The organism is Tateyamaria sp. 7Alg 36 (genome assembly GCF_059882455.1).
Map to the genome: position 1 here is coordinate 3,182,676 of NZ_CM187613.1, position 18,454 is coordinate 3,201,129.

At 64.8% G+C, this 18,454-nt stretch carries 12 protein-coding genes; 10 read left to right on the plus strand and 2 right to left on the minus strand.

Going from position 1 to position 18,454, the window contains the following annotated elements; translation table 11 throughout:
• Positions 1 to 19: 19 nt before the first annotated feature.
• From AC6GQJ_RS15520 to AC6GQJ_RS15535, 4 genes are all read left to right on the plus strand, one after another.
• On the plus strand, positions 20 to 850 hold the full coding sequence (locus AC6GQJ_RS15520) for a 3-oxoadipate:acetyl-CoA acetyltransferase (protein ID WP_500769866.1): 831 nt from the start codon (positions 20 to 22) through the stop codon (positions 848 to 850).
• Positions 851 to 983: 133 nt separating this feature from the next.
• Complete coding sequence (locus AC6GQJ_RS15525; RefSeq protein ID WP_500769868.1) at positions 984 to 2,219, plus strand: acyl-CoA dehydrogenase family protein; 1,236 nt, start codon at positions 984 to 986, stop codon at positions 2,217 to 2,219.
• A gap of 108 nt (positions 2,220 to 2,327) precedes the next feature.
• A complete protein-coding gene (locus tag AC6GQJ_RS15530; RefSeq protein ID WP_500769870.1) occupies positions 2,328 to 3,968 on the plus strand; it encodes a hypothetical protein in 1,641 nt (546 codons plus the stop codon).
• Positions 3,947 to 4,468 carry a hypothetical protein gene (locus AC6GQJ_RS15535; protein WP_500769872.1) on the plus strand — a complete coding sequence of 174 codons (522 nt, stop codon included), beginning with the start codon at positions 3,947 to 3,949 and terminating at the stop codon, positions 4,466 to 4,468. Before AC6GQJ_RS15530 ends, AC6GQJ_RS15535 begins: the two co-directional genes overlap by 22 nt.
• 4 nt (positions 4,469 to 4,472) lie before the next feature.
• On the opposite strand, the gene truA is transcribed toward AC6GQJ_RS15535, so the two are convergent.
• Entirely contained in the window at positions 4,473 to 5,249 is a 777-nt protein-coding gene (gene truA / locus AC6GQJ_RS15540; protein ID WP_500769874.1) for a tRNA pseudouridine(38-40) synthase TruA, read from the minus strand.
• Between the two features lie 186 nt (positions 5,250 to 5,435).
• Here truA and AC6GQJ_RS15545 point away from each other — a divergent pair, with 186 nt between their 5' ends.
• The 6 genes from AC6GQJ_RS15545 (at position 5,436) to ileS (ending at position 16,072) form a co-directional block, all read left to right on the plus strand.
• Positions 5,436 to 6,848 (plus strand): YcjX family GTP-binding protein, encoded by a 1,413-nt coding sequence (locus tag AC6GQJ_RS15545; RefSeq protein WP_500769876.1) that lies wholly within the window; start codon positions 5,436 to 5,438, stop codon positions 6,846 to 6,848.
• A complete protein-coding gene (locus tag AC6GQJ_RS15550) occupies positions 6,845 to 7,294 on the plus strand; it encodes a GNAT family N-acetyltransferase (protein WP_500769878.1) in 450 nt (149 codons plus the stop codon). Before AC6GQJ_RS15545 ends, AC6GQJ_RS15550 begins: the two co-directional genes overlap by 4 nt.
• Positions 7,294 to 8,307, plus strand: a complete 1,014-nt coding sequence (locus tag AC6GQJ_RS15555) for a YcjF family protein (RefSeq protein ID WP_500769880.1) — start codon at positions 7,294 to 7,296, stop codon at positions 8,305 to 8,307. Before AC6GQJ_RS15550 ends, AC6GQJ_RS15555 begins: the two co-directional genes overlap by 1 nt.
• Before the next feature lie 4 nt (positions 8,308 to 8,311).
• A complete protein-coding gene (locus AC6GQJ_RS15560) occupies positions 8,312 to 9,928 on the plus strand; it encodes an FAD-dependent oxidoreductase (protein ID WP_500769882.1) in 1,617 nt (538 codons plus the stop codon).
• 101 nt (positions 9,929 to 10,029) lie between these two features.
• Complete coding sequence (locus AC6GQJ_RS15565) at positions 10,030 to 12,792, plus strand: DUF2339 domain-containing protein (protein ID WP_500769884.1); 2,763 nt, start codon at positions 10,030 to 10,032, stop codon at positions 12,790 to 12,792.
• A 286-nt stretch (positions 12,793 to 13,078) separates the two neighbouring features.
• Positions 13,079 to 16,072: an isoleucine--tRNA ligase gene (gene ileS, locus AC6GQJ_RS15570; RefSeq protein WP_500769886.1), complete on the plus strand. Its 2,994-nt coding sequence runs from the start codon at positions 13,079 to 13,081 to the stop codon at positions 16,070 to 16,072.
• Positions 16,073 to 16,216: 144 nt separating this feature from the next.
• Here the strand turns inward: ileS and AC6GQJ_RS15575 are convergent, their stop codons facing one another.
• Complete coding sequence (locus tag AC6GQJ_RS15575; RefSeq protein ID WP_500773949.1) at positions 16,217 to 18,418, minus strand: primosomal protein N'; 2,202 nt, start codon at positions 18,416 to 18,418, stop codon at positions 16,217 to 16,219.
• Positions 18,419 to 18,454 lie beyond the last annotated feature (36 nt).

Here is an 18,454-nt window from a genome sequence, read left to right on the forward strand (position 1 = left end):
CGCATGCAAAGAGGCCCCCATGTCCAATCCCTGTATCATCTGCGTTGCCATCACCGGCTCTGTGCCGCGCAAGGCCGACAATCCGGCGGTGCCCGTCACCGTGTCCGAGCAGATCGAAAGCACCCATGCCGCGTTCGAGGCGGGTGCCGCGATCTGTCATGCCCACGTGCGAAACGATGATGAAAGCCCCAGTTCGGACCCTGAAAAGTTCGCGCTGCTCAAGGAAGGGGTCGAGAAACATTGCCCGGGCATGATTGTGCAGCTTTCGACCGGCGGACGCTCCGGCGCGGGTCAGACGCGGGGCGGGATGCTGCCGCTGCGCCCCGACATGGCGTCGCTGTCTGTGGGGTCGAACAACTTTCCCACGCGGGTCTACGAGAACCCGCCGGAGCTAGTGGACTGGCTGGCCGCTGAAATGGTGAAATACGAGGTGAAGCCCGAGATCGAGGCCTTTGACCTGAGCCACATCTTTATGGCCGCGCAGATGCACGCGCAGGGCAAGATCGTGGATACGCCTTACGTGCAGTTCGTGATGGGGGTGAAGAACGCGATGCCGGTGGACCGTGCCGTGTTTGATTTCTACATCGAGACGGTCAATCGCCTGTTTCCGGATGCGTCGTGGTGCGCGGCAGGGGTCGGGGCCAACCAGATCGTGTTGAACGAATGGGCCGTGGCCGCAGGGGGCCATGCCCGCACGGGGCTTGAGGACAATGTGCGGTGGGACAAGGAAACGCTCGCCCCGTCTAACGCGGCCCTTGTTTCCCGTCTTGCCGAGATCTGTGCCAAACATGACCGCCCCGTCGCCACACCGGCACAGGCGCGCGCGATTCTGGGCCTGCGCGCGGCCTAATCGCGCGCGGATGCGCTCCGTTCGGCGCGGGCTGATGGCAGTGTTTTACAAAGTGCCCTAGCGGCACTTTGCTGCGTGGTGGACACGTCCGCGCCAATCGGCCACGGTGGCGCCAACAGGGAGGATCACCATCATGGACATGTCATTTACCTTGCGCCCAGAGAACCGCGCACTGCTCAACCGCGTCGCTGCGATGATCCGCGACGAAATCATGCCGATGGAGGAGGAATATGCCGCCGAAGTCGGCAAGGGCGACCGCTGGCAATATACCGAACGGCAGACCGAAATCCTCGAAGGATTGAAAGCCAAGGCTAAGGCAGCGGGCTTGTGGAACTTCTGGCTGACCGACAGCGACAAGGGCTTTGGCCTGAGCACCGTTGAATACGCCCACTTTGCAGAAGAGATGGGAAAGACCCCGCTGGGGGCCGAGGTGTTCAACTGCTCTGCACCTGATACGGGCAATATGGAAGTGTTCGAACGCTACGGTACCGAGGCGATGAAACGCGACTGGCTCGCGCCGCTGCTTGAAGGGGAAATCCGCTCGGCCTATCTGATGACGGAACCGGATGTGGCAAGTTCGGATGCCACGAATATCTCCATGTCCTGCGTGCGCGACGGTGATGACTATGTCCTGAATGGCGAGAAATACTGGGCCAGCGGCGCAGGCGATCCGCGCTGCAAGGTCTATATCGTGATGGTGCGCACAGGCGGCGACGACGCGCCTAAGCACAAGCGCCATTCGATGATCGTCGTGCCCGCCGACAGCGCGGGTATCGAGGTACTGCGCCCCATGCTGGTCTATGGTCATGACGACGCGCCGCACGGCCACATGCACATCCGGTTCACCGATGTGCGCGTGCCTGCCGAAAACCTGCTGCTGGGCGAAGGGCGCGGGTTCGAGATTTCCCAAGGCCGTCTTGGGCCGGGCCGTATCCACCACTGCATGCGCGCCATCGGTCAGGCCGAAGCCGCGCTTGAACTGATGTGCAAACGGTCGCTGTCGAAAGAGGCGTTCGGCAAGCCGCTGGCGCAACTGGGCGCGAACTACGACATCATCGCGGAATCGCGGATGGAGATCGAAATGGCCCGCCTGCTGTGCCTCAAGGCTGCTTGGATGATGGATCAGGGCGACGCACGCGCCGCTGCCCCGTGGATCAGCCAGATCAAGGTCGTCGCCCCGCGTGTATCGCTCAAGGTGATTGACGAGGCGGTGCAGATGCATGGCGGGCAGGGGATTTCACAAGATACGCCGTTGGCCCACGCGTGGACGCACCAGCGCACCTTGCGCCTTGCCGACGGGCCGGACGCTGTCCACCGCAGGCAGGTGGCGCGGGCCGAGTTGCGCAAATACACCCAGCAGCCGGTCTAGGTGCACCGCGCCTTCGGGCGCAGGTTATGACATGCGCGGGTGAAAATACTTGCATCCGCGCCTGTTGCCCCCTCAAATCATGGGCATGATGCTGCCTGTGTGTTCCGGATGAAGGATGCAGCCCCCGATACGCTGCCTCTGCGCGCGCCTGATACGGTGATGCGTCTGGCGCGTATGGGGGCGATGATGCCGACGCGGCTCAGCTTTCTGCGGGTTCTGGTGCGCCGCCTGTGCGCCGAGCGCGCACAGATCACCCGCCCCCTTTGGGAAATGTCAGTCGACGGATACGGGCGTGCTGTCTACAGCGTCGAACTGGGCGGGCATACCTATTCCCTTGTGGCCATCGCGAACCCTTTGTCTGATGACCAGCGCAGCGACCGCGTGATCGCCACTGCATGGGACGCGGCCTTTGTTCTCTATGACGGGGTGCCGGACAGGTCCGAGGTGGATCGCATCGCCGCCAACGCGCCCTTGCAGGAAGAGGGGCGGTTTACGCCCCGCGATCTCGTCCTGAGCCGCGCCAACAAATCCGTGCGCATGTGGGACGCAACCGTCGCAGCGCTGCGCGCAGGGGCGCAGCCCGATGCGGCGCTGATCCGCGATATCGGCTATCTGATGCGCACCACGGCGGTCTATGGCAACGGCAAGTTCGGCATCGCGGACCGACACCTGATTGCGGATCGCGCAGGCCTCGAAGGGCCGTTCGCCGCCGAGATGCTGTGCGTCTACCTGATCCGGCATTTCACGCTGGATCTTGTGCAACACGTGGGCGGGGGCAGGTTGGAGCTCCGCTTGGCCCGCCACCTCGGGATCGGCAATGCAACGGGGTTGGGCATGGCACCGTTCCTCGTCACCCATCCCGTGCTGCTCAACAACTGGATGGTGGCGCGGGAAACGGCACTCGCGCGGGTGCGCAGCATCGCGGGACTGGACGGCGACGAGCGCGCCCGCCTTGCCACGCTTGCGGATCGCGCCGCGGCGCATCTGTCGCAATGGCACGTACCCGCCGCCGCGCATGACGCGGCCTTGCGTGATCTGGAACTGGAATGGGCCGCGTTCCGCCCCCGCTTTGACGACCTAACCGGCCCCGCGCCGGTCGAGGCGCTGTGGCAAGCCGCCCAATCCGCCAGCATCCCGCTACAGGAATTGCTGCTGGCCCTGCTGCTTGAGGGGTTTCCCGATCATATCGACGACCTGAGCACCGGCATGGGCGATCCCGTTGGTGCACTGATCACCCCGTTCTGCGGCACGGATGCATTGGGCGCGGCAGTGCAGGCCGATTGGGGCTGGGCGCTGGCGCAAGATTATGACGCGCCCGATGCCTGCCGCCGCTTCTGGTATGTCAGCGCGGCCAAGCTTGAGCCCCGCCTTGGTGACCGTTTTGCCGAAGGGGGTGCGGACCTTGAAACCCCGCTGGATATTGCCCGCCGGATCAAGGCGATGCAGATGGACCTGCCGGCGCAGGACCAGCCGGTGTCGGCCTTCCTCAAAACCCATCCAGAACACGCCCACGCGGCCACGCGGGTGGCCACGCTTGCGCGCTATCCATACGCGGAAATCCGCGACAACCTGATCGCGCAGACCTGCCGCCCCATTGATATGTTACGCTGCAAGCTCAGTTTCTTCGGGGCGACCAAGTTTGATCCGAAATCCGACCTGTGGACGCGGATCACCTTGGCGCAAGGCGCGCCGCTCGGGGATGCGCTCACGCTGGAAGAGGATGATTGGTGGCTGCCGGTGCTTGCATGACGGAACACTCGTGGACAGAGATTCAGGCGCTTGCGGTGCGCGCGGCGACAGGGGCGGGCGTCCCTGCGGCGCAGGCACTGGCCTTTGGCGCGATGCTGGCGCGGCATCTGGCCGATGGCGGCGCGCAAGGGGCACTGCGCGACGCACTCGAAACCCCTTCGCTCATCCTCGACATCGCCCATCGGGTCGAGGCGCTGGTTGAAACCGCGTCCCTCTCGCCCCGCGTGGTCGAGGCCGAAGAACCCGATGCGGCACAGCGCGCCCTGATGATCAGTTGGCTGGCCAGCCTGCCGTGCCAGTCCGAGGTCGAGGTGCGCGGCCAGACCCTGACCGCACGCCTGTCCCTGACCGCGCCCAGTACCCGCCGCCGCCCCGTGCGCATCACGATCTCAAAGGCGCTGCTGGACGATATGAAGTCACTCGCGGCGCGCACCTATGTCCCCGACAGTGCCGCATCCCGCGCCATGGGGGCAGGGGCGGGCGCGATGGAACTGGACTAAGGGCCTAGGCCTTTTGCGCAAACGGGTCGTCGGGATAGACCACATGCGCCAGATACAGACCATGCGGCGGACAGACAGGGCCGCAAGCGGGCCGCGCCCGCGCCTCAAGCGCATCGCGCACCTGATCGGGGTGCCACGATCCCGCGCCAACCCGCTCCAACGTGCCGACAAAACTGCGCACCTGATTATGCAGGAACGACCGCGCGCGCACATCAAACCGGATCTCGGGGCCGTGGTCGCCGTCCACCGCCTGCACATCCAGCCGGTCCAGCGTCTTCACAGGGCTTTCCGCCTGACAAATGGTGGAACGGAACGTGGTGAAATCATGCTTGCCCAGCAGATGCGCGGCACCAGCCTGCATCGCGGCTACGTCCAGCGGTTGCTTCACATGCCACACCAGCCCGCGCAGATGCGTCGCAGGGGCGCGGCGGTTCAGGATGCGAAAGCTGTAATGCCGCGCAAGGGCTGAAAACCGTGCGTGCCAATCCGGCGCAACCTCGGCGCAATCGACAATCGCAACCGGCACACGGCGCAGATGATAGTTCAACGCCTCCGACAGGCGGAACGGCGACCAGTCGCGCTCAAGATCGCAATGGGCCACCTGCCCAAGACCGTGCACCCCCGCATCGGTCCGCCCCGCCGCCGCAATCTTGTGGGTGCGGGGTTCAAGCCGCGCCAACGCAGCTTCAATCTCGCCCTGAACCGAGGTCTGGTCGGTCTGGCGCTGCCAGCCCACAAACGGGCCACCGTGATATTCTATTTTAAGAGCATAGCGAGGCATGGCCGTCCCCTAGCGCCAATCGCGCGCGCGATCAACATGGCGCACCTGTCACCTTTGCGCACGGTCCGTCCCTTCTCTGTTCCAAAAAATCCCCGCCGGAGGCTCCCGCCCCCGCCAACAGCGCCACCGGCTCTGGCGATGCGCGCCCCCGCGCCCTATGTAGGGGGCACAAAAGGAGATCGCCGCGTGATTTTGACGACACTCGCCGACCGCGTGCTGGATGTGGCGCAGGGCATATACGACACAGGCGCGGACCTCGTCAGTGAACCCACCTTGCGCATCGGCGTGACGGGGCTGGCGCGGTCGGGCAAGACGGTGTTCATCACCTCGCTGGTCGCCAACCTGCTGGATCGTGGCCGCATGCCGCACCTGCTCGCGGCAAGCGAGGGGCGCATCGCGGCGGCCTATCTGCAACCCCAACCCGATGACACCGTGCCGCGCTTTGATTTTGAGGCGCATATGGGCGCGCTGACAGGGCAGCCGCCCCGCTGGCCCGACAGCACGCGGGCGGTCAGCGAATTGCGCGTCTCTTTGCGGGTCAAGCCGAACGGGCTGCTGGCGGGTTTGCAGGGGCCGCGCACCATCCACATCGATATCATCGACTACCCCGGCGAATGGCTGCTGGACCTTGCCCTGCTGGATCAAAGCTATGACGACTGGTCGTCCGCCACGCTGGCACGGCTGGCGGACCGCGATGCGGGGCAGGACTATCTGACGGCGGCCAACGGCACCGATGGCACGGCGCGCCTTGACGAGGTGCAGGCCAAAACACTCGCGGCCAGCTTCACCGCCTATCTCCATGCCGCGCGCAATGCGGGCTTTTATGACTGCACACCGGGGCGGTTCCTGTTGCCCGGTGATCTGGCGGGCTCTCCGGTCCTGACCTTCGCGCCGCTGCCTGCGGGCGAGGCGCCGCGCAAGTCGCTGCGCCGCGAGATGGAACGGCGCTACGAGGCCTATAAGGCACAGGTCGTGCGCCCGTTTTTCCGCGACCACTTTGCCCGCATCGACCGTCAGGTGGTGCTGGTCGATGCTTTGGGTGCGATCCATTCCGGCCCCGCCGCGGTCGAGGATATGCGCGTGGCGATGACCGACATCCTTGCTGCCTTCAAACCCGGTCGCAATGCGTTCCTGACCCAGCTGTTCCGTGGCAAGCGGGTCGAGAAAATCCTGTTTGCCGCGACCAAGGCCGATCACCTGCACCATTCTCAGCACGCCCGCCTGACTGCGATCATGGAGGCGCTGACCCGCGATGCCCGCGACCGCGCGCGCTTTGCCGGTGCCAAGACCCAAGCCCTCGCGCTGGCCTCCCTGCGGGCCACGACCGAGGAAACGATGACCCATGACGGCGCCCCGCTGGACGTGGTGCGCGGCACGCTGCTCGATACGGGCAAACAGGCCGCGTTCTATCCCGGTGCCCTGCCCGAAGACCCCGCGCATATCCTGTCTCCTGCCAAGGCGGGCGCGGAAAAGTGGCTGGACGAGGACTATCAGATCATGCGCTTTGCCCCCGCGCCGCTGACCCTGCGGCCTGGAGACGGGCCACCACATATGCGCATGGACCGCGCCGCCGAGTTTCTGATCGGGGACCGCTTGTGAGCGTGCCGCTGGTCCGTCCCGCACGCAGCACCGATGCGGGTGCTATGGGTGATATCCTGTCGCAATTTGTCGACGCGAACCCGTGGTTGCCCCGCGTGCACAGCCGCGCCCAAGAGGTCGGGTTTGCCGGTGATATGATCGACCGTGACTGGGTACAGGTGGCCGAACAGGATGGTCGCGTCCTCGGCTTTTCCGCATGCGCGGGGCCGGACCTGCACGCGCTTTATGTGGCGGCCCGCGCGCGGCGCAGCGGCATCGGCACGAACTTGCTGAACCACCTCAAGCGCAGCCGCGACCGCATTATGCTGTGGACCTTCCAGGCCAATGCAGGCGCGCAGGCGTTTTATGCCGCCCACGGCTTTGCCGCGATCAAATGCACCGATGGGGCGGACAATGACGAAGGTTTGCCCGACATCCACTTCGAATGGGTAAAGGAGCGTCAGTGATGGCACGCAAAGGCCCCGTATTGATCGAGCTTGACGATGCGCCATCCCCTGCGGTGGCCGATGCGCCGCCGGTGCCGGACACCGATCTGCCCGCGCCGACCGGAGCCGCGATGCAGATGGCGGCGCGCAGCATGGCGCGCAAACCCTCGCGGCTGTCGCGCCTGTTCTGGGCGGTTACCGGCGCGCTGCTGACGGCAGTGATCAGCGCCACGGCGTGGGATTTTGTGAACGGCTGGATCGAACGCCAGCCCATCGTCGGGTGGGGCTTTGCTGCGCTGCTGGCGATCTTTGTGCTGGTCCTGCTGGTCATGGCCCTGCGCGAGCTTGCAGCACTCAGCCGTCTGGCGCGTATCGACGGGCTGCGCCATGACGCCGCCCGCGCCTGCGAGGCGCAGGATCTGGGCGCGGCGCGCAAAGTCGTGGACCGGCTTGATACGCTGTACCGTGCGCGTGCCGACACCGATTGGGGCCGTGCGCGTCTGGCCGAATTGCGCGGCGACCAGATGGATGCCGCAGGCCTTCTGGCGCTGGCCGAAGACACGCTGCTGTCCCCGCTTGACCGCGCCGCCGAACGCGAAGTTGCCGCCGCCGCACGGCAGGTGGCCACGGTCACGGCCCTTGTGCCGCTGGCGCTGGCGGACGTGGTCGCGGCCCTTACGGCAAACCTGCGCATGATCCGCCGCATCGCCGAGGTGTACGGCGGGCGCGGCGGGTTGTTGGGCAGTTGGCGGCTGACCCGTGCGGTGATGACCCATCTGGTGGCCACGGGCGCTGTAGCTGTGGGCGATGACATGCTGGAACCGCTTTTGGGCGGGTCGATCCTTGGCAAACTCTCGCGTCGCTTTGGTGAGGGGTTGGTGAATGGCGCGCTAACCGCGCGGGTCGGTGTCGCCGCGATCGAGGTGTGCCGCCCGCTTGCATTCCAAAGTGGCAAGCGCCCCAAGGCGCGCACCTTGGTGAAACAGGCGCTTGGCGGGCTGTTCCCAACGGGTCGTTCGGGCGACAAGGGGTAGGGCGATGGAAACATTTGCGGCAGATCTGGATTCAATGGCGCGACGTCCCTTGGGCGACGATCACGTCGCAGCCATGCGCCGCATTGGCGAAGTGGTGCAGGTCAAGGCGGGCGCGTGGTTTCAGGATGCGGGCGACCGGATCGACCGGTTCCACTATGTCCTGTCCGGCGAGATCGAGGCCGTGAACGCCAGCACCGGCGAACGCTATGGCGGGGCGACCATGGGGGCGGGGCAGTTCTTTGGCGAACTTGCCTTTCTCAGTGGCGGGCGCAGCCTGATGGGGGCACGGGCAGTGCAGGATGCCGAACTGCTGTGTGTGCCGCGCCCTGCGATGCTCAAGCTGATGGCGGATATTCCCGAACTGTCGGACATCGTCATCACCGTTTTTGCCGCGCGCCGTCGCCGGATGCTGACCCATTCGGTGGGCGGGCTGACCCTGATCGGTGGCGAGGTGGATCGCGATATCCGCCGCATCGCCAGCTTTGCCGCGCGCAACCGTATCCCCTTCACCGAGGTCGAGATTGACAGCGAGGCGGGCAATCAACTCGCCGCATCCTGCAAAATCGACCGCACCCGCCCCGCCGTTGTCTTTGGCAAGGAACAAGTGATCGACCCGCCCACGCCACGCGGCGTCGCGGTGGCGCTTGGCCTTGATATATCGCTGCACGAGGAAAAAATCTTTGACGTGGCGATTGTTGGAGGCGGACCTGCGGGGGTGGCCGCGGGCGTCTATGCAGGGGCCGAGGGACTGACCTCGGTCGTGCTAGAGGATCTGGCCATTGGCGGGCAGGCGGGCACCTCCAGCCGGATCGAGAATTACATGGGGTTTCCCACTGGCATCTCGGGCGGTGATCTGGTCGGGCGCGGTGAAATTCAGGCGATGAAGTTCGGCACCCGTTTCGCCATGCCGGTGCGGGCCGAGTATCTTGAGCAATGTGAAAAGCGCCTGTTCCACATTCGTCTGGACAGTCACGAATGGGTGTCCGCGCGCGCCCTGATCGTGGCGGCAGGCGTGCAGTACCGCCGACTTGAGCTGGACAAGCTCGAAGAACTGGAAGGCGCGGGCGTCTATTACGCCGCCACGGATATCGAGGCGCGCTATTGCAAGGACACCGAGGTTGCGATCATCGGCGGGGGCAATTCGGCGGGGCAGGCGGCCATGTTCCTTGCCCGCGCCAGTGCGCATGTGCACCTGCTGGTGCGCGGCGACAGCCTGTCCTCGTCGATGTCGGACTATCTGCTGCAACGGCTGGAAAGCCATCCGCGCATCACCATCCACCTGTGCACCCGCGTGACCACGCTGCACGGCAACGACAGTCTTGAGGCGGTGACAGTCCACAATCGCGCCGAAGGGGCCGATTGGCAGATCAAGACCAAGGCCCTTTTCGTCATGGTCGGGGCCGCGCCCAATACCGGTTGGCTTTCCGGTCTGGTTGATCTCGACGAACGCGGCTTTGTCCTCACGGGGGCGGATGTGGGCGGGCGCAGCAGCTATGAAACCTCGCGCCACGGGGTGTTTGCGGTGGGCGATGTGCGCGCCGATTCTGTGAAACGTGTGGCAAGCGCGGTGGGCGAGGGATCGGTTGTGATCTCTGCCGTGTGGAACCACATCAACGGCTAGGGCACCGCGCGCTTATCGGCGCGCCGTTGCCGCAGGAAAACCCTACCTTTCGCCGCGCGTGTGCCTGCCGTAGTGTCGGGCGAAACAGGTAAGGGATCGTTATGATAGAACCGCTTCTGCTGCTGCTTGGCCTTGTTGTTCTGGCCATTCCGGTCGTTGTGATCCTGCTGCTTGTGGGTGTCGCCGGATTGCGCAGTCGCGTCGCAAGCCTTGAGGCGGATGTGGCGCGGCTGATGGTTGAACAGCGCGATGCGAAGCGTGGCGTTGTACCGGCAAAACCCGCGTCATCGCCAGAACCGGCGCAAGCGGCTGCGCGCCCTGTGCCAGAGGTCACCGAGACACCGGAAACGCATTCGGCACCCCCCGCACAATCCGCTGCCGCCCGTGCCGAGGCGCGGCGCAAGGCTGCGGCGGCTGTCGCAGCCGCGGAACCAACCGGCCCGACCCTGTTTGACCGAGGCATCACATGGGTGGCCACCAACTGGTTTTATGTCGTCTCGGCCCTGTCGCTTGCCTTGGCGGGGCTGTTTCTTGTGCAATACGGGGTCGAAAACGGGCTGTTTCCGCCATCCGCACGGGTGCTGGCCGCGCTGGCCTTTGGCGCGGCGTTGATCGGGGCGGGCGAAGTGATCCGCCGCCGTTATGGCGACGGGCCGGACAGCGCGACCGCCTATCTGCCATCCGTTTTCTCGGGGGCAGGGCTTGTGACTCTGTTCGGCGGGATCGCAGCGGCGCGGTTGCTGTATGGGTTAATCGGGGTCGAGGTCGCCTTTGCGGGCATGGCCGCTGTGGGCTTGCTGGGCGTGGTGCTCGGCTGGATGCACGGGCCGTTGCTGACCACTGTGGGTGTGCTGGGTGCCTTTGTCGCGCCGATGTTTGTCGGCTCAAACGTGCCTGCGACCAACTGGCTGTTTGTGTATTTTGCCGTGGTGACAGCGGTGGGCCTTGGGGTGGATACGATGCGCCGCTGGGCATGGGTGTCCGCGCTGAGCGTCGGGGCAGGGTTTGTCATGGGCGCGCTGACCCTGTTTGGGGGCGGGTCCGACCTGCATGTCGGGTTCCAAGCCTATGTGGTGGTGCTGGCGGTTCTGGCAGTGCTGGTGCCCGCGCGGTCGATCTGGCCGGATCATGACGGTGTGGTGACGACCCGCTGGGCCATCTTCCCGCGCGGGCCGCGCCCTGCCTTCCCGACCATGCTGGCGGCGGGGGCGGTCGCAGCGGCGGTCGTCGCGCTGGTCTGGGCGACGGAATTGGGGGGCGACACGTTCTGGGTCGCGGTGGTTTCCTGCGCGGTGATGGCGCTGGCGCTGATCGTTTGGTCCGTATCGGGGCCAGCCTTGCAGGATCTGGCAGCGGTGCCCGTGGTCGGATTGCTGGTGGCCGTCGCGCTTGAGGGCGAGGGGCGCGGCAGCGTCTGGCGCGGTTTTGCTGACGCCTATGCCCAAACGCCCGAGGCGGATTTTCCACTGGCCGTGACCTTGTTGTGGGCCGTTGGCATCGCGCTGAGCATTGCCGCCGCCGAGCGCGGGTTGCGGCGTGGATACGGGGTGCCATGGGCCTTGGGTGCGGCGGTGACGGCACCGCTCATGGCGATCGTGCTTGAGGTCACATGGGCACCGGCGCGAGCCATCGGGGCCTATCCTTGGGCGCTGCACGGGATCGCGCTGGCCGCGTTGATGGTGGCTTATGCGCTGCGTTTTGCGCGTGTTGATCATAAGGACCGCATGCGCGCGTCCCTGTTCGTGGTATCGGCGCTGGCGGCGATAAGCTTCGCGATGGTGCTGATCCTGTCCTCGGCCGCGCTGACTGTGGCGCTGGCTGTGACGGTGCTGGTGGCGGCGTTGCTTGACCGGCGGTTCGACCTTCCGCTGATGCAGGTTGTTGTCGTCGTAGGCGTTGCCGCCGTGGGTACCCGTTTGATCGCCGATCCGGGGCTGGGCTGGGCAGTGGATGCGCCGGTGTGGGAGATACTGCTGGCCTATGGCGGGGCGTTGGCGGCGTTTGTCGCGTCCCTTTGGGGCTTGCGCGGTCGCACCCGTCTGTCGGCGCAGGTGATGCTGGACACGGCGGCGTGGTCCACAGGTGGCACGCTGGCCTCTTTGCTGTTGTTCCGGTTCTTGCAGGGATTGACGGGCGCGGATCACACGGGGTCGCATTGGGCGATGGGGCTGTTTGCGACCATCTGGTTCGGGTTGATGGTGGCGCAATTGATCCGGCTTGAGAAGCTGGGCGGGTGGCTGAGCCTTGTGCGGGCGGGCCTTGCGGCGGTGTTCGGCCTGATCGGGCTGGGCGCGCTGACGCTTGGGCTGACGCTGTTGTCGCCCTTGCTGAGCAGTTGGGGCACGGATGTGGCTGGTCCGCCGCTGCTGAACACGCTGCTGGTGGCCTATCTGCTGCCCGCGCTGGTTCTGGGGCTAGGCGCGTGGCAGCTGCGCCTTGTATGGCTGCGCCTTGGACTGGCGGGGATTGCGGTGGCGCTGGCGACTTTCTGGGCCTTTGCCGCCTTGCGCCATCAGTGGCAGGGCGCGGACGGGATGGAGTTGCGCCACGGATTTTTGCAGGGCGAGCTTTACAGCTACACGGTCGCGCTGCTGGTTGTGGGGGCGCTGCTGTTCTACCAATCGCTGGCGCGCAACGCGCCTGTGCTGCGCCGCGCCGGACTGGTGGTGATCGGCCTTGCCGTGGCTAAAGTGTTCCTGATCGACATTTCGGGGCTGGAAGGATTGACCCGCGTTCTGTCATTGGTTGTGCTGGGCCTGTCGCTGGCGGCACTTGCGTGGCTGAACCGCTGGGCGCAGACGCGCACAGACTCCGGCCCGACACAGGAAAACCCCGCGCCCCCCGATCCGCCGTCATCAGAGTGAGCGCCCGTGCTGGCGCACGTGATGCTGGCCGCCGCCTTCGGCAGCGGCGATGCGGGGGCGCTGCCCCCGTCGGCCTTGCGGCCTGCCCCCGAGGTATTTTGACCCCAAAGACAGGCAGGTCTTGTGAGCGCCGCATGGCGGTCCTATAAGCGCGATCATGGGACAGATGATGATTATCATTCGAATTATCGTGCCGGCGATCTGAACCCGCCGGACAAAGGTGCTTGAGCTTATCGCGCCGCCCATGCCATTCCCTGCCCAGACTGATCGATAAAGGACGCCACCCATGTGCGCCGATACGCCCGAATACAAACAGACCCTGAACCTGCCCCGTACCGATTTTCCGATGCGTGCGGGCCTGCCCAAACGCGAGCCAGAGTGGCTGGAGCGGTGGGCGCGCATCGGTGTGTACGACCGTTTGCGCCAGAAAGCGGAAGGCGGCGGACGCACGCCCTTCACGCTGCATGACGGTCCGCCCTATGCGAACGGGCATTTGCATATCGGTCACGCGCTAAACAAAACGATCAAGGATATGATCGTGCGCAGCCACCAGATGATGGGGTTTGATGCGCGCTATATCCCCGGATGGGACTGTCACGGTTTGCCCATCGAGTGGAAGATCGAAGAGCAGTACCGCAAGAAGGGCCGCAACAAGGACGACGTCCCGATCAACGAGTTCCGCGCCGAGTGCCGCGACTTTGCCGCCGGTTGGGTCGACATCCAGCGCGAGGAATTTAAGCGTCTGGGCATCACGGGCAATTGGGACCAGCCCTATCTGACCATGGATTTCCATGCCGAGCGTGTCATCGCCGAAGAGTTCATGAAGTTCCTCATGAACGGCACACTGTATCAGGGCTCAAAGCCTGTAATGTGGTCGCCGGTGGAGCAGACCGCTCTGGCCGAGGCCGAAGTCGAGTATCACGACAAGGAAAGCTTTACGATCTGGGTCAAGTTCAAGGTTGCCGAATTTGCCCTGCACGATCTGGTCGCGGGTGGCGAGGAAGAGGCCGCATCGCACCGCGAGGCCGAGATTGCAGCCGAGGCGGATGCGACCCGTGATTTCACCGGCGCCTACGTGGTGATCTGGACCACCACGCCGTGGACCATGCCGTCGAACAAGGCGGTGGTTTACGGGTCGGACATTTCCTATGGCCTCTACGAAGTCACCGGTCGCCCCGAGGAGTGCTGGGCCGAGGTTGGCGAGCGCTATATCCTTGCGGATGCGTTGGTGGCAGATGTGTTCGGGGCCGCGCGCCTTGATGACACGATGTATCGCCGTGTGCGCGATGTGACGCCTGCGCAGCTTGACGGGATGACGCTGACCCATCCGTTGCATGGTGCCGAAGGGGCCGAGGGCGAATGGGATGATGTGCGCGATTTCCGTGCGGCGGATTTTGTGACCGACACCGAAGGCACGGGATTTGTGCATTGCGCGCCCAGCCACGGCCTTGAGGAATACGAGCTGTACCGCGATCTTGGCATGCTTGAGCAGGTCATTACCTATAACGTGAACCCTGACGGGCGCTATCGCGACGATCTGCCGTTCTTTGGTGGCAAGGCGATCCTCAAGCCCAATGGCAAAGAAGGCAACGCCAACAGCGCCGTGATCAACAAGCTGGTCGAGGTTGGCGGTTTGCTGGCGCGTGGCAAGATCAAGCACAGCTATCCGCATTCTTGGCGCTCCAAAGCGCCGGTGATCTATCGCAACACGCCGCAATGGTTCGCCGCCATCGACAAGCCTGTGGGTGACGGTCTGGACATGCACGGCAACACCATCCGCGAACGCGCTCTGACCGAGATCGACAATGTCAACTGGACGCCGAAATCGGGCCGTAACCGTCTGCATTCCATGATGGAAGCGCGCCCTGACTGGGTGCTGTCGCGCCAACGCGCATGGGGTGTGCCGCTGACCTGTTTCACCAAGAAGGGTGCGCTGCCCACGGACGAGGATTTCCTGCTGCGCAATCCGCAGGTGAACCGCCGTATCACCTCGACCTTCGAGGCCGAGGGCGCGGATGCATGGTATGACGAGGGGGCCAAGCAGCGCTTCCTCGAAGGGATCGTGAACCCTGACGATTACGATCAGGTCATGGATATTCTGGATGTGTGGTTCGATTCCGGATCGACCCACGCCTTTACCCTGCGCGACCGCGAAGACGGGTCCGAAGATGGCATCGCCGATGTCTATATGGAAGGTACCGACCAGCACCGCGGCTGGTTCCATTCGTCGCTGTTGCAATCGGTGGGCACCACGGGGCGCGCGCCCTATCGCAACGTTGTGACGCACGGGTTTACGCTGGATGCCAAGGGCATGAAGATGTCCAAATCCATCGGCAACACTATCGTGCCGCAACAGGTCGTGGACCAGTACGGGGCTGACATCCTGCGGCTTTGGGTGGCGCAGGCCGATTATACCGCAGACCAGCGGATCGGGCCTGAAATCCTGAAAGGGGTTGCAGACAGCTATCGCCGTTTGCGCAACACGATGCGCTATATGCTGGGTTCGCTGTCCGACTTCACTGAAAGCGACCGCGTTGATCCCAGCGATATGCCCGAGCTTGAACGGCTGATCCTGCACCGTCTGGCGGAACTGGATAAGGTAGTGCGCGAAGGATACGCGGCCTTCGACTTCCAGCGCGTTGTCTCGGCAGTGTTCAACTTCGCCACGGTGGATCTGTCGGCGTTCTACTTCGATATCCGTAAAGACGCGCTCTATTGCGATGGTGATACGTTGCAACGGCGCAGCGCACGCACTGTGCTCGACATCCTGTTCCACCGCCTCACAACGTGGCTGGCCCCTGTGCTGGTATTCACGATGGAAGAAGTGTGGCTGGAACGGAACGCGGGCGAGGACAGCTCGGTCCACCTGACGGACATGCCGGACACCCCAGCGGAATGGCGCAATGACGCGCTGGCCGCCAAATGGGCCGGTATCCGCAGCGCCCGCCGCGTGGTCACCGCCGCCCTCGAAGTGCAACGCACCGAAAAGGTCATCGGCGCCTCGCTCGAGGCTGCGCCGGTGGTGCATGTGGAGGATGCCGATCTGGCCGCCGCGCTCGGCTCGGTGCCATTTGACGATGTGTGTATCACGTCCGACATCCGCGTCAGTGCGGATCCCGCCCCGGCCGAGGCGTTCCGCCTGCCGGACGTGGCCGGCATTGCGGTGGTGTTCGAAAAGGCCGACGGCGACAAGTGCGGGCGCTGCTGGAAAGTGTTGCCCGATGTGGGCACGCACGCACATCCGGCAGTCTGCGCCCGTTGCGAAGAAGCCCTTTCCTGACAACAAACGGGCATGGCGGTACCCTCTCCGCCATGCCTTCTCTGTTCCAAAAAATCCCGGGGGAGGCGCAGCCGGGGGCAGAGCCCCCAGTGTCCGACGCAGCCCACACTGACCGCCGCTGCCAATGTCAGTAAAACGGCAGGGTCAGTAAAAACTCTGCGGGTCGATATCCACCGCCAGCCGCAGATCGCCTTTCAGACGTAGGGGCGCAATCCATTTCGAAATCGCCCCTTGGAGGGCCACGCCTTTGCCTGCCTTGACCAGCAAGCGCACGCGATGACGACCGCGCACGCGGGCAATCGGGGCGGGGGCGGGGCCAAAAACCTGTGCGCCCACTTGGGTCAGCGGTGCGGTGTTGCGTGCCAGCGTGTTGGCGGCGTCAAACACCTGTGCCACGTCCGGTCCGCTCAGGATGATGCCCGCCATGCGGCCATAGGGTGGCACGCCTGCGGCTTCGCGCTCGGCGGCTTCGGCGCGCCAGAACCCTTCTTCGTCACCTGCCAGAATGGCGCGGATCACGGGGTGGTCGGGCTGAAACGTCTGCAAAAGGGCGGTGCCGGGTTTGTCGGATCGCCCCGCGCGGCCCGCCACCTGCCGCATCAACTGGAACGTCCGCTCGGCGGCGCGCAGGTCCGATCCCTGAAGCCCCAGATCCGCATCAATCACCCCAACCAGCGTCAGGTTGGGAAAGTTGTGCCCTTTCGCCACAAGTTGTGTGCCGATCACCACATCGGCAGCGCCTTGGGCGATACTTTCGATCTCGGCCTTTAGGGCGCGGGCCGATCCGTACATGTCCGAACTCAGCACTGCAACGCGCGCGTCGGGGAACAGCTTGACCGCCTCTTCGCCCAACCGCTCGACCCCCGGACCGACGGGGGCCATCCGGTCTTCGGCCTCGCAGGACGGGCAGGTGGTGGGCATGGGCTTTGTCTCGCCGCATTGGTGGCACATCAGCCGCTTGAGGAACCGGTGTTCGACCATGCGCGCGTCGCACTGGTCACAGCCGACCTGATGGCCGCAGGCACGACACAAAGTGATCGGCGCATAGCCGCGCCGGTTTAGGAACAGCATCGCCTGCTCGCCCTTCTCCAGACGGGCATCAACCTCGCGCTTTAGCGCGTCCGACACCCAACGGTCGCTGGGCAGTTTTTCGGACCGCATATCAAGCGCCTTCATCACCGGCATGACCGCAGGGCCGAAACGCGAGGTGAGATCAAGGCGGGTGTACTTGCCGCTTTGGGCATTGGCCCATGTTTCCAGACTGGGCGTGGCCGAGGACAGCACTACCTGCGCGCCCAGCAGTGAAGCGCGCAAGACGGCCATGTCGCGTGCGTTATACAGAACCCCCTCTTCCTGTTTGTAGGAGGTGTCGTGTTCCTCATCCACCACGATCAGGCCGAGGTTCTGATAGGGCAGGAACAGGGCGGATCGCGCCCCGATGACAAGCTGCGCCTGTCCCTGACCGACCATGCGCCAGATGCGGCGGCGTTCGGTCATGGTGGCACCGGAATGCCATTCGGCAGGGCGCGCGCCAAAGCGGACCTCGACCCGTTGCAGGAATTCGGCGGTCAGCGCGATTTCGGGCAGTAGCACCAGCGCCTGCCGACCGGCGCGCAGGCAGGCGGCGACAGCCTCAAGATAAACTTCGGTCTTACCCGATCCGGTGACGCCGCGCAGCAAGGTGGTGCCATAGGTGCCGGCGCGCACGGCCTCGGCCACATGGGTTGCCGCCGCTTGCTGGTCTTCGGTCAGCGCCTTGCTGGGCAATTCGGGATCAAGGCGCGGAAAGGGCAGGTCGCGGGGGCTGTCCTCTTCGGCGACGACGCCCTGTTTCACCAACCCCTTGATGACCGAAGATGTGACGCCGGACAGTTCGGCCAGTTCCTTGAGGGTAAAAGACAGATCGCCATATTCGCCCAAAAATTCGAGCACGCGCCTACGCGCATCGGTCATGCGGTCCGGCTCTCCGGCGCCGCGCCGGTAGATTTTGCGCATCGACGGTGGATCCCCCAGCCCGGGCGCGCGCGTGGCAAGGCGCAACATCGCCGACAGCGGGGTCAGCGTATAGGCCGCCGCGCGGGTCAGAAAGGCGCGCATCTCGTCGCGCATCGGGGCGGCATCTAGAACGCGCATCACGCTGCGCACCTTGGCATAGTCGTAATCGCCCTTGCCCGCGCCCCAGACCACGCCCAGCACCTTGCGCGGCCCTAATGGCACCTCGACAAAAGCCCCCAGAAGGCAGCCGCCTTCGGGTGCTTTGTAATCCAGCGCACGATCCAGCGGCTGCGCCGTCAGAACAGCGACCAGCGCACCCTCGTCGAAAAAGGACGGGCCTACCGTGGACATGGGTTTATGTGGGGTTTCGGCTTCACTCCGCATGAG

Excerpts from the sequence above, each read along its gene's own strand:
- AC6GQJ_RS15520 (WP_500769866.1), top strand. The coding sequence starts at position 20 with ATGTCCAATCCCTGTATCATCTGCGTTGCCATCACCGGCTCTGTGCCG.
- AC6GQJ_RS15525 (WP_500769868.1), top strand. The coding sequence starts at position 984 with ATGGACATGTCATTTACCTTGCGCCCAGAGAACCGCGCACTGCTCAAC.
- AC6GQJ_RS15530 (WP_500769870.1), top strand. The coding sequence starts at position 2,328 with ATGAAGGATGCAGCCCCCGATACGCTGCCTCTGCGCGCGCCTGATACG.
- truA (WP_500769874.1), bottom strand. The coding sequence starts at position 5,249 with ATGCCTCGCTATGCTCTTAAAATAGAATATCACGGTGGCCCGTTTGTG.
- AC6GQJ_RS15555 (WP_500769880.1), top strand. The coding sequence starts at position 7,294 with ATGGCACGCAAAGGCCCCGTATTGATCGAGCTTGACGATGCGCCATCC.
- AC6GQJ_RS15560 (WP_500769882.1), top strand. The coding sequence starts at position 8,312 with ATGGAAACATTTGCGGCAGATCTGGATTCAATGGCGCGACGTCCCTTG.
- AC6GQJ_RS15565 (WP_500769884.1), top strand. The coding sequence starts at position 10,030 with ATGATAGAACCGCTTCTGCTGCTGCTTGGCCTTGTTGTTCTGGCCATT.
- ileS (WP_500769886.1), top strand. The coding sequence starts at position 13,079 with ATGTGCGCCGATACGCCCGAATACAAACAGACCCTGAACCTGCCCCGT.
- AC6GQJ_RS15575 (WP_500773949.1), bottom strand. The coding sequence starts at position 18,418 with ATGTCCACGGTAGGCCCGTCCTTTTTCGACGAGGGTGCGCTGGTCGCT.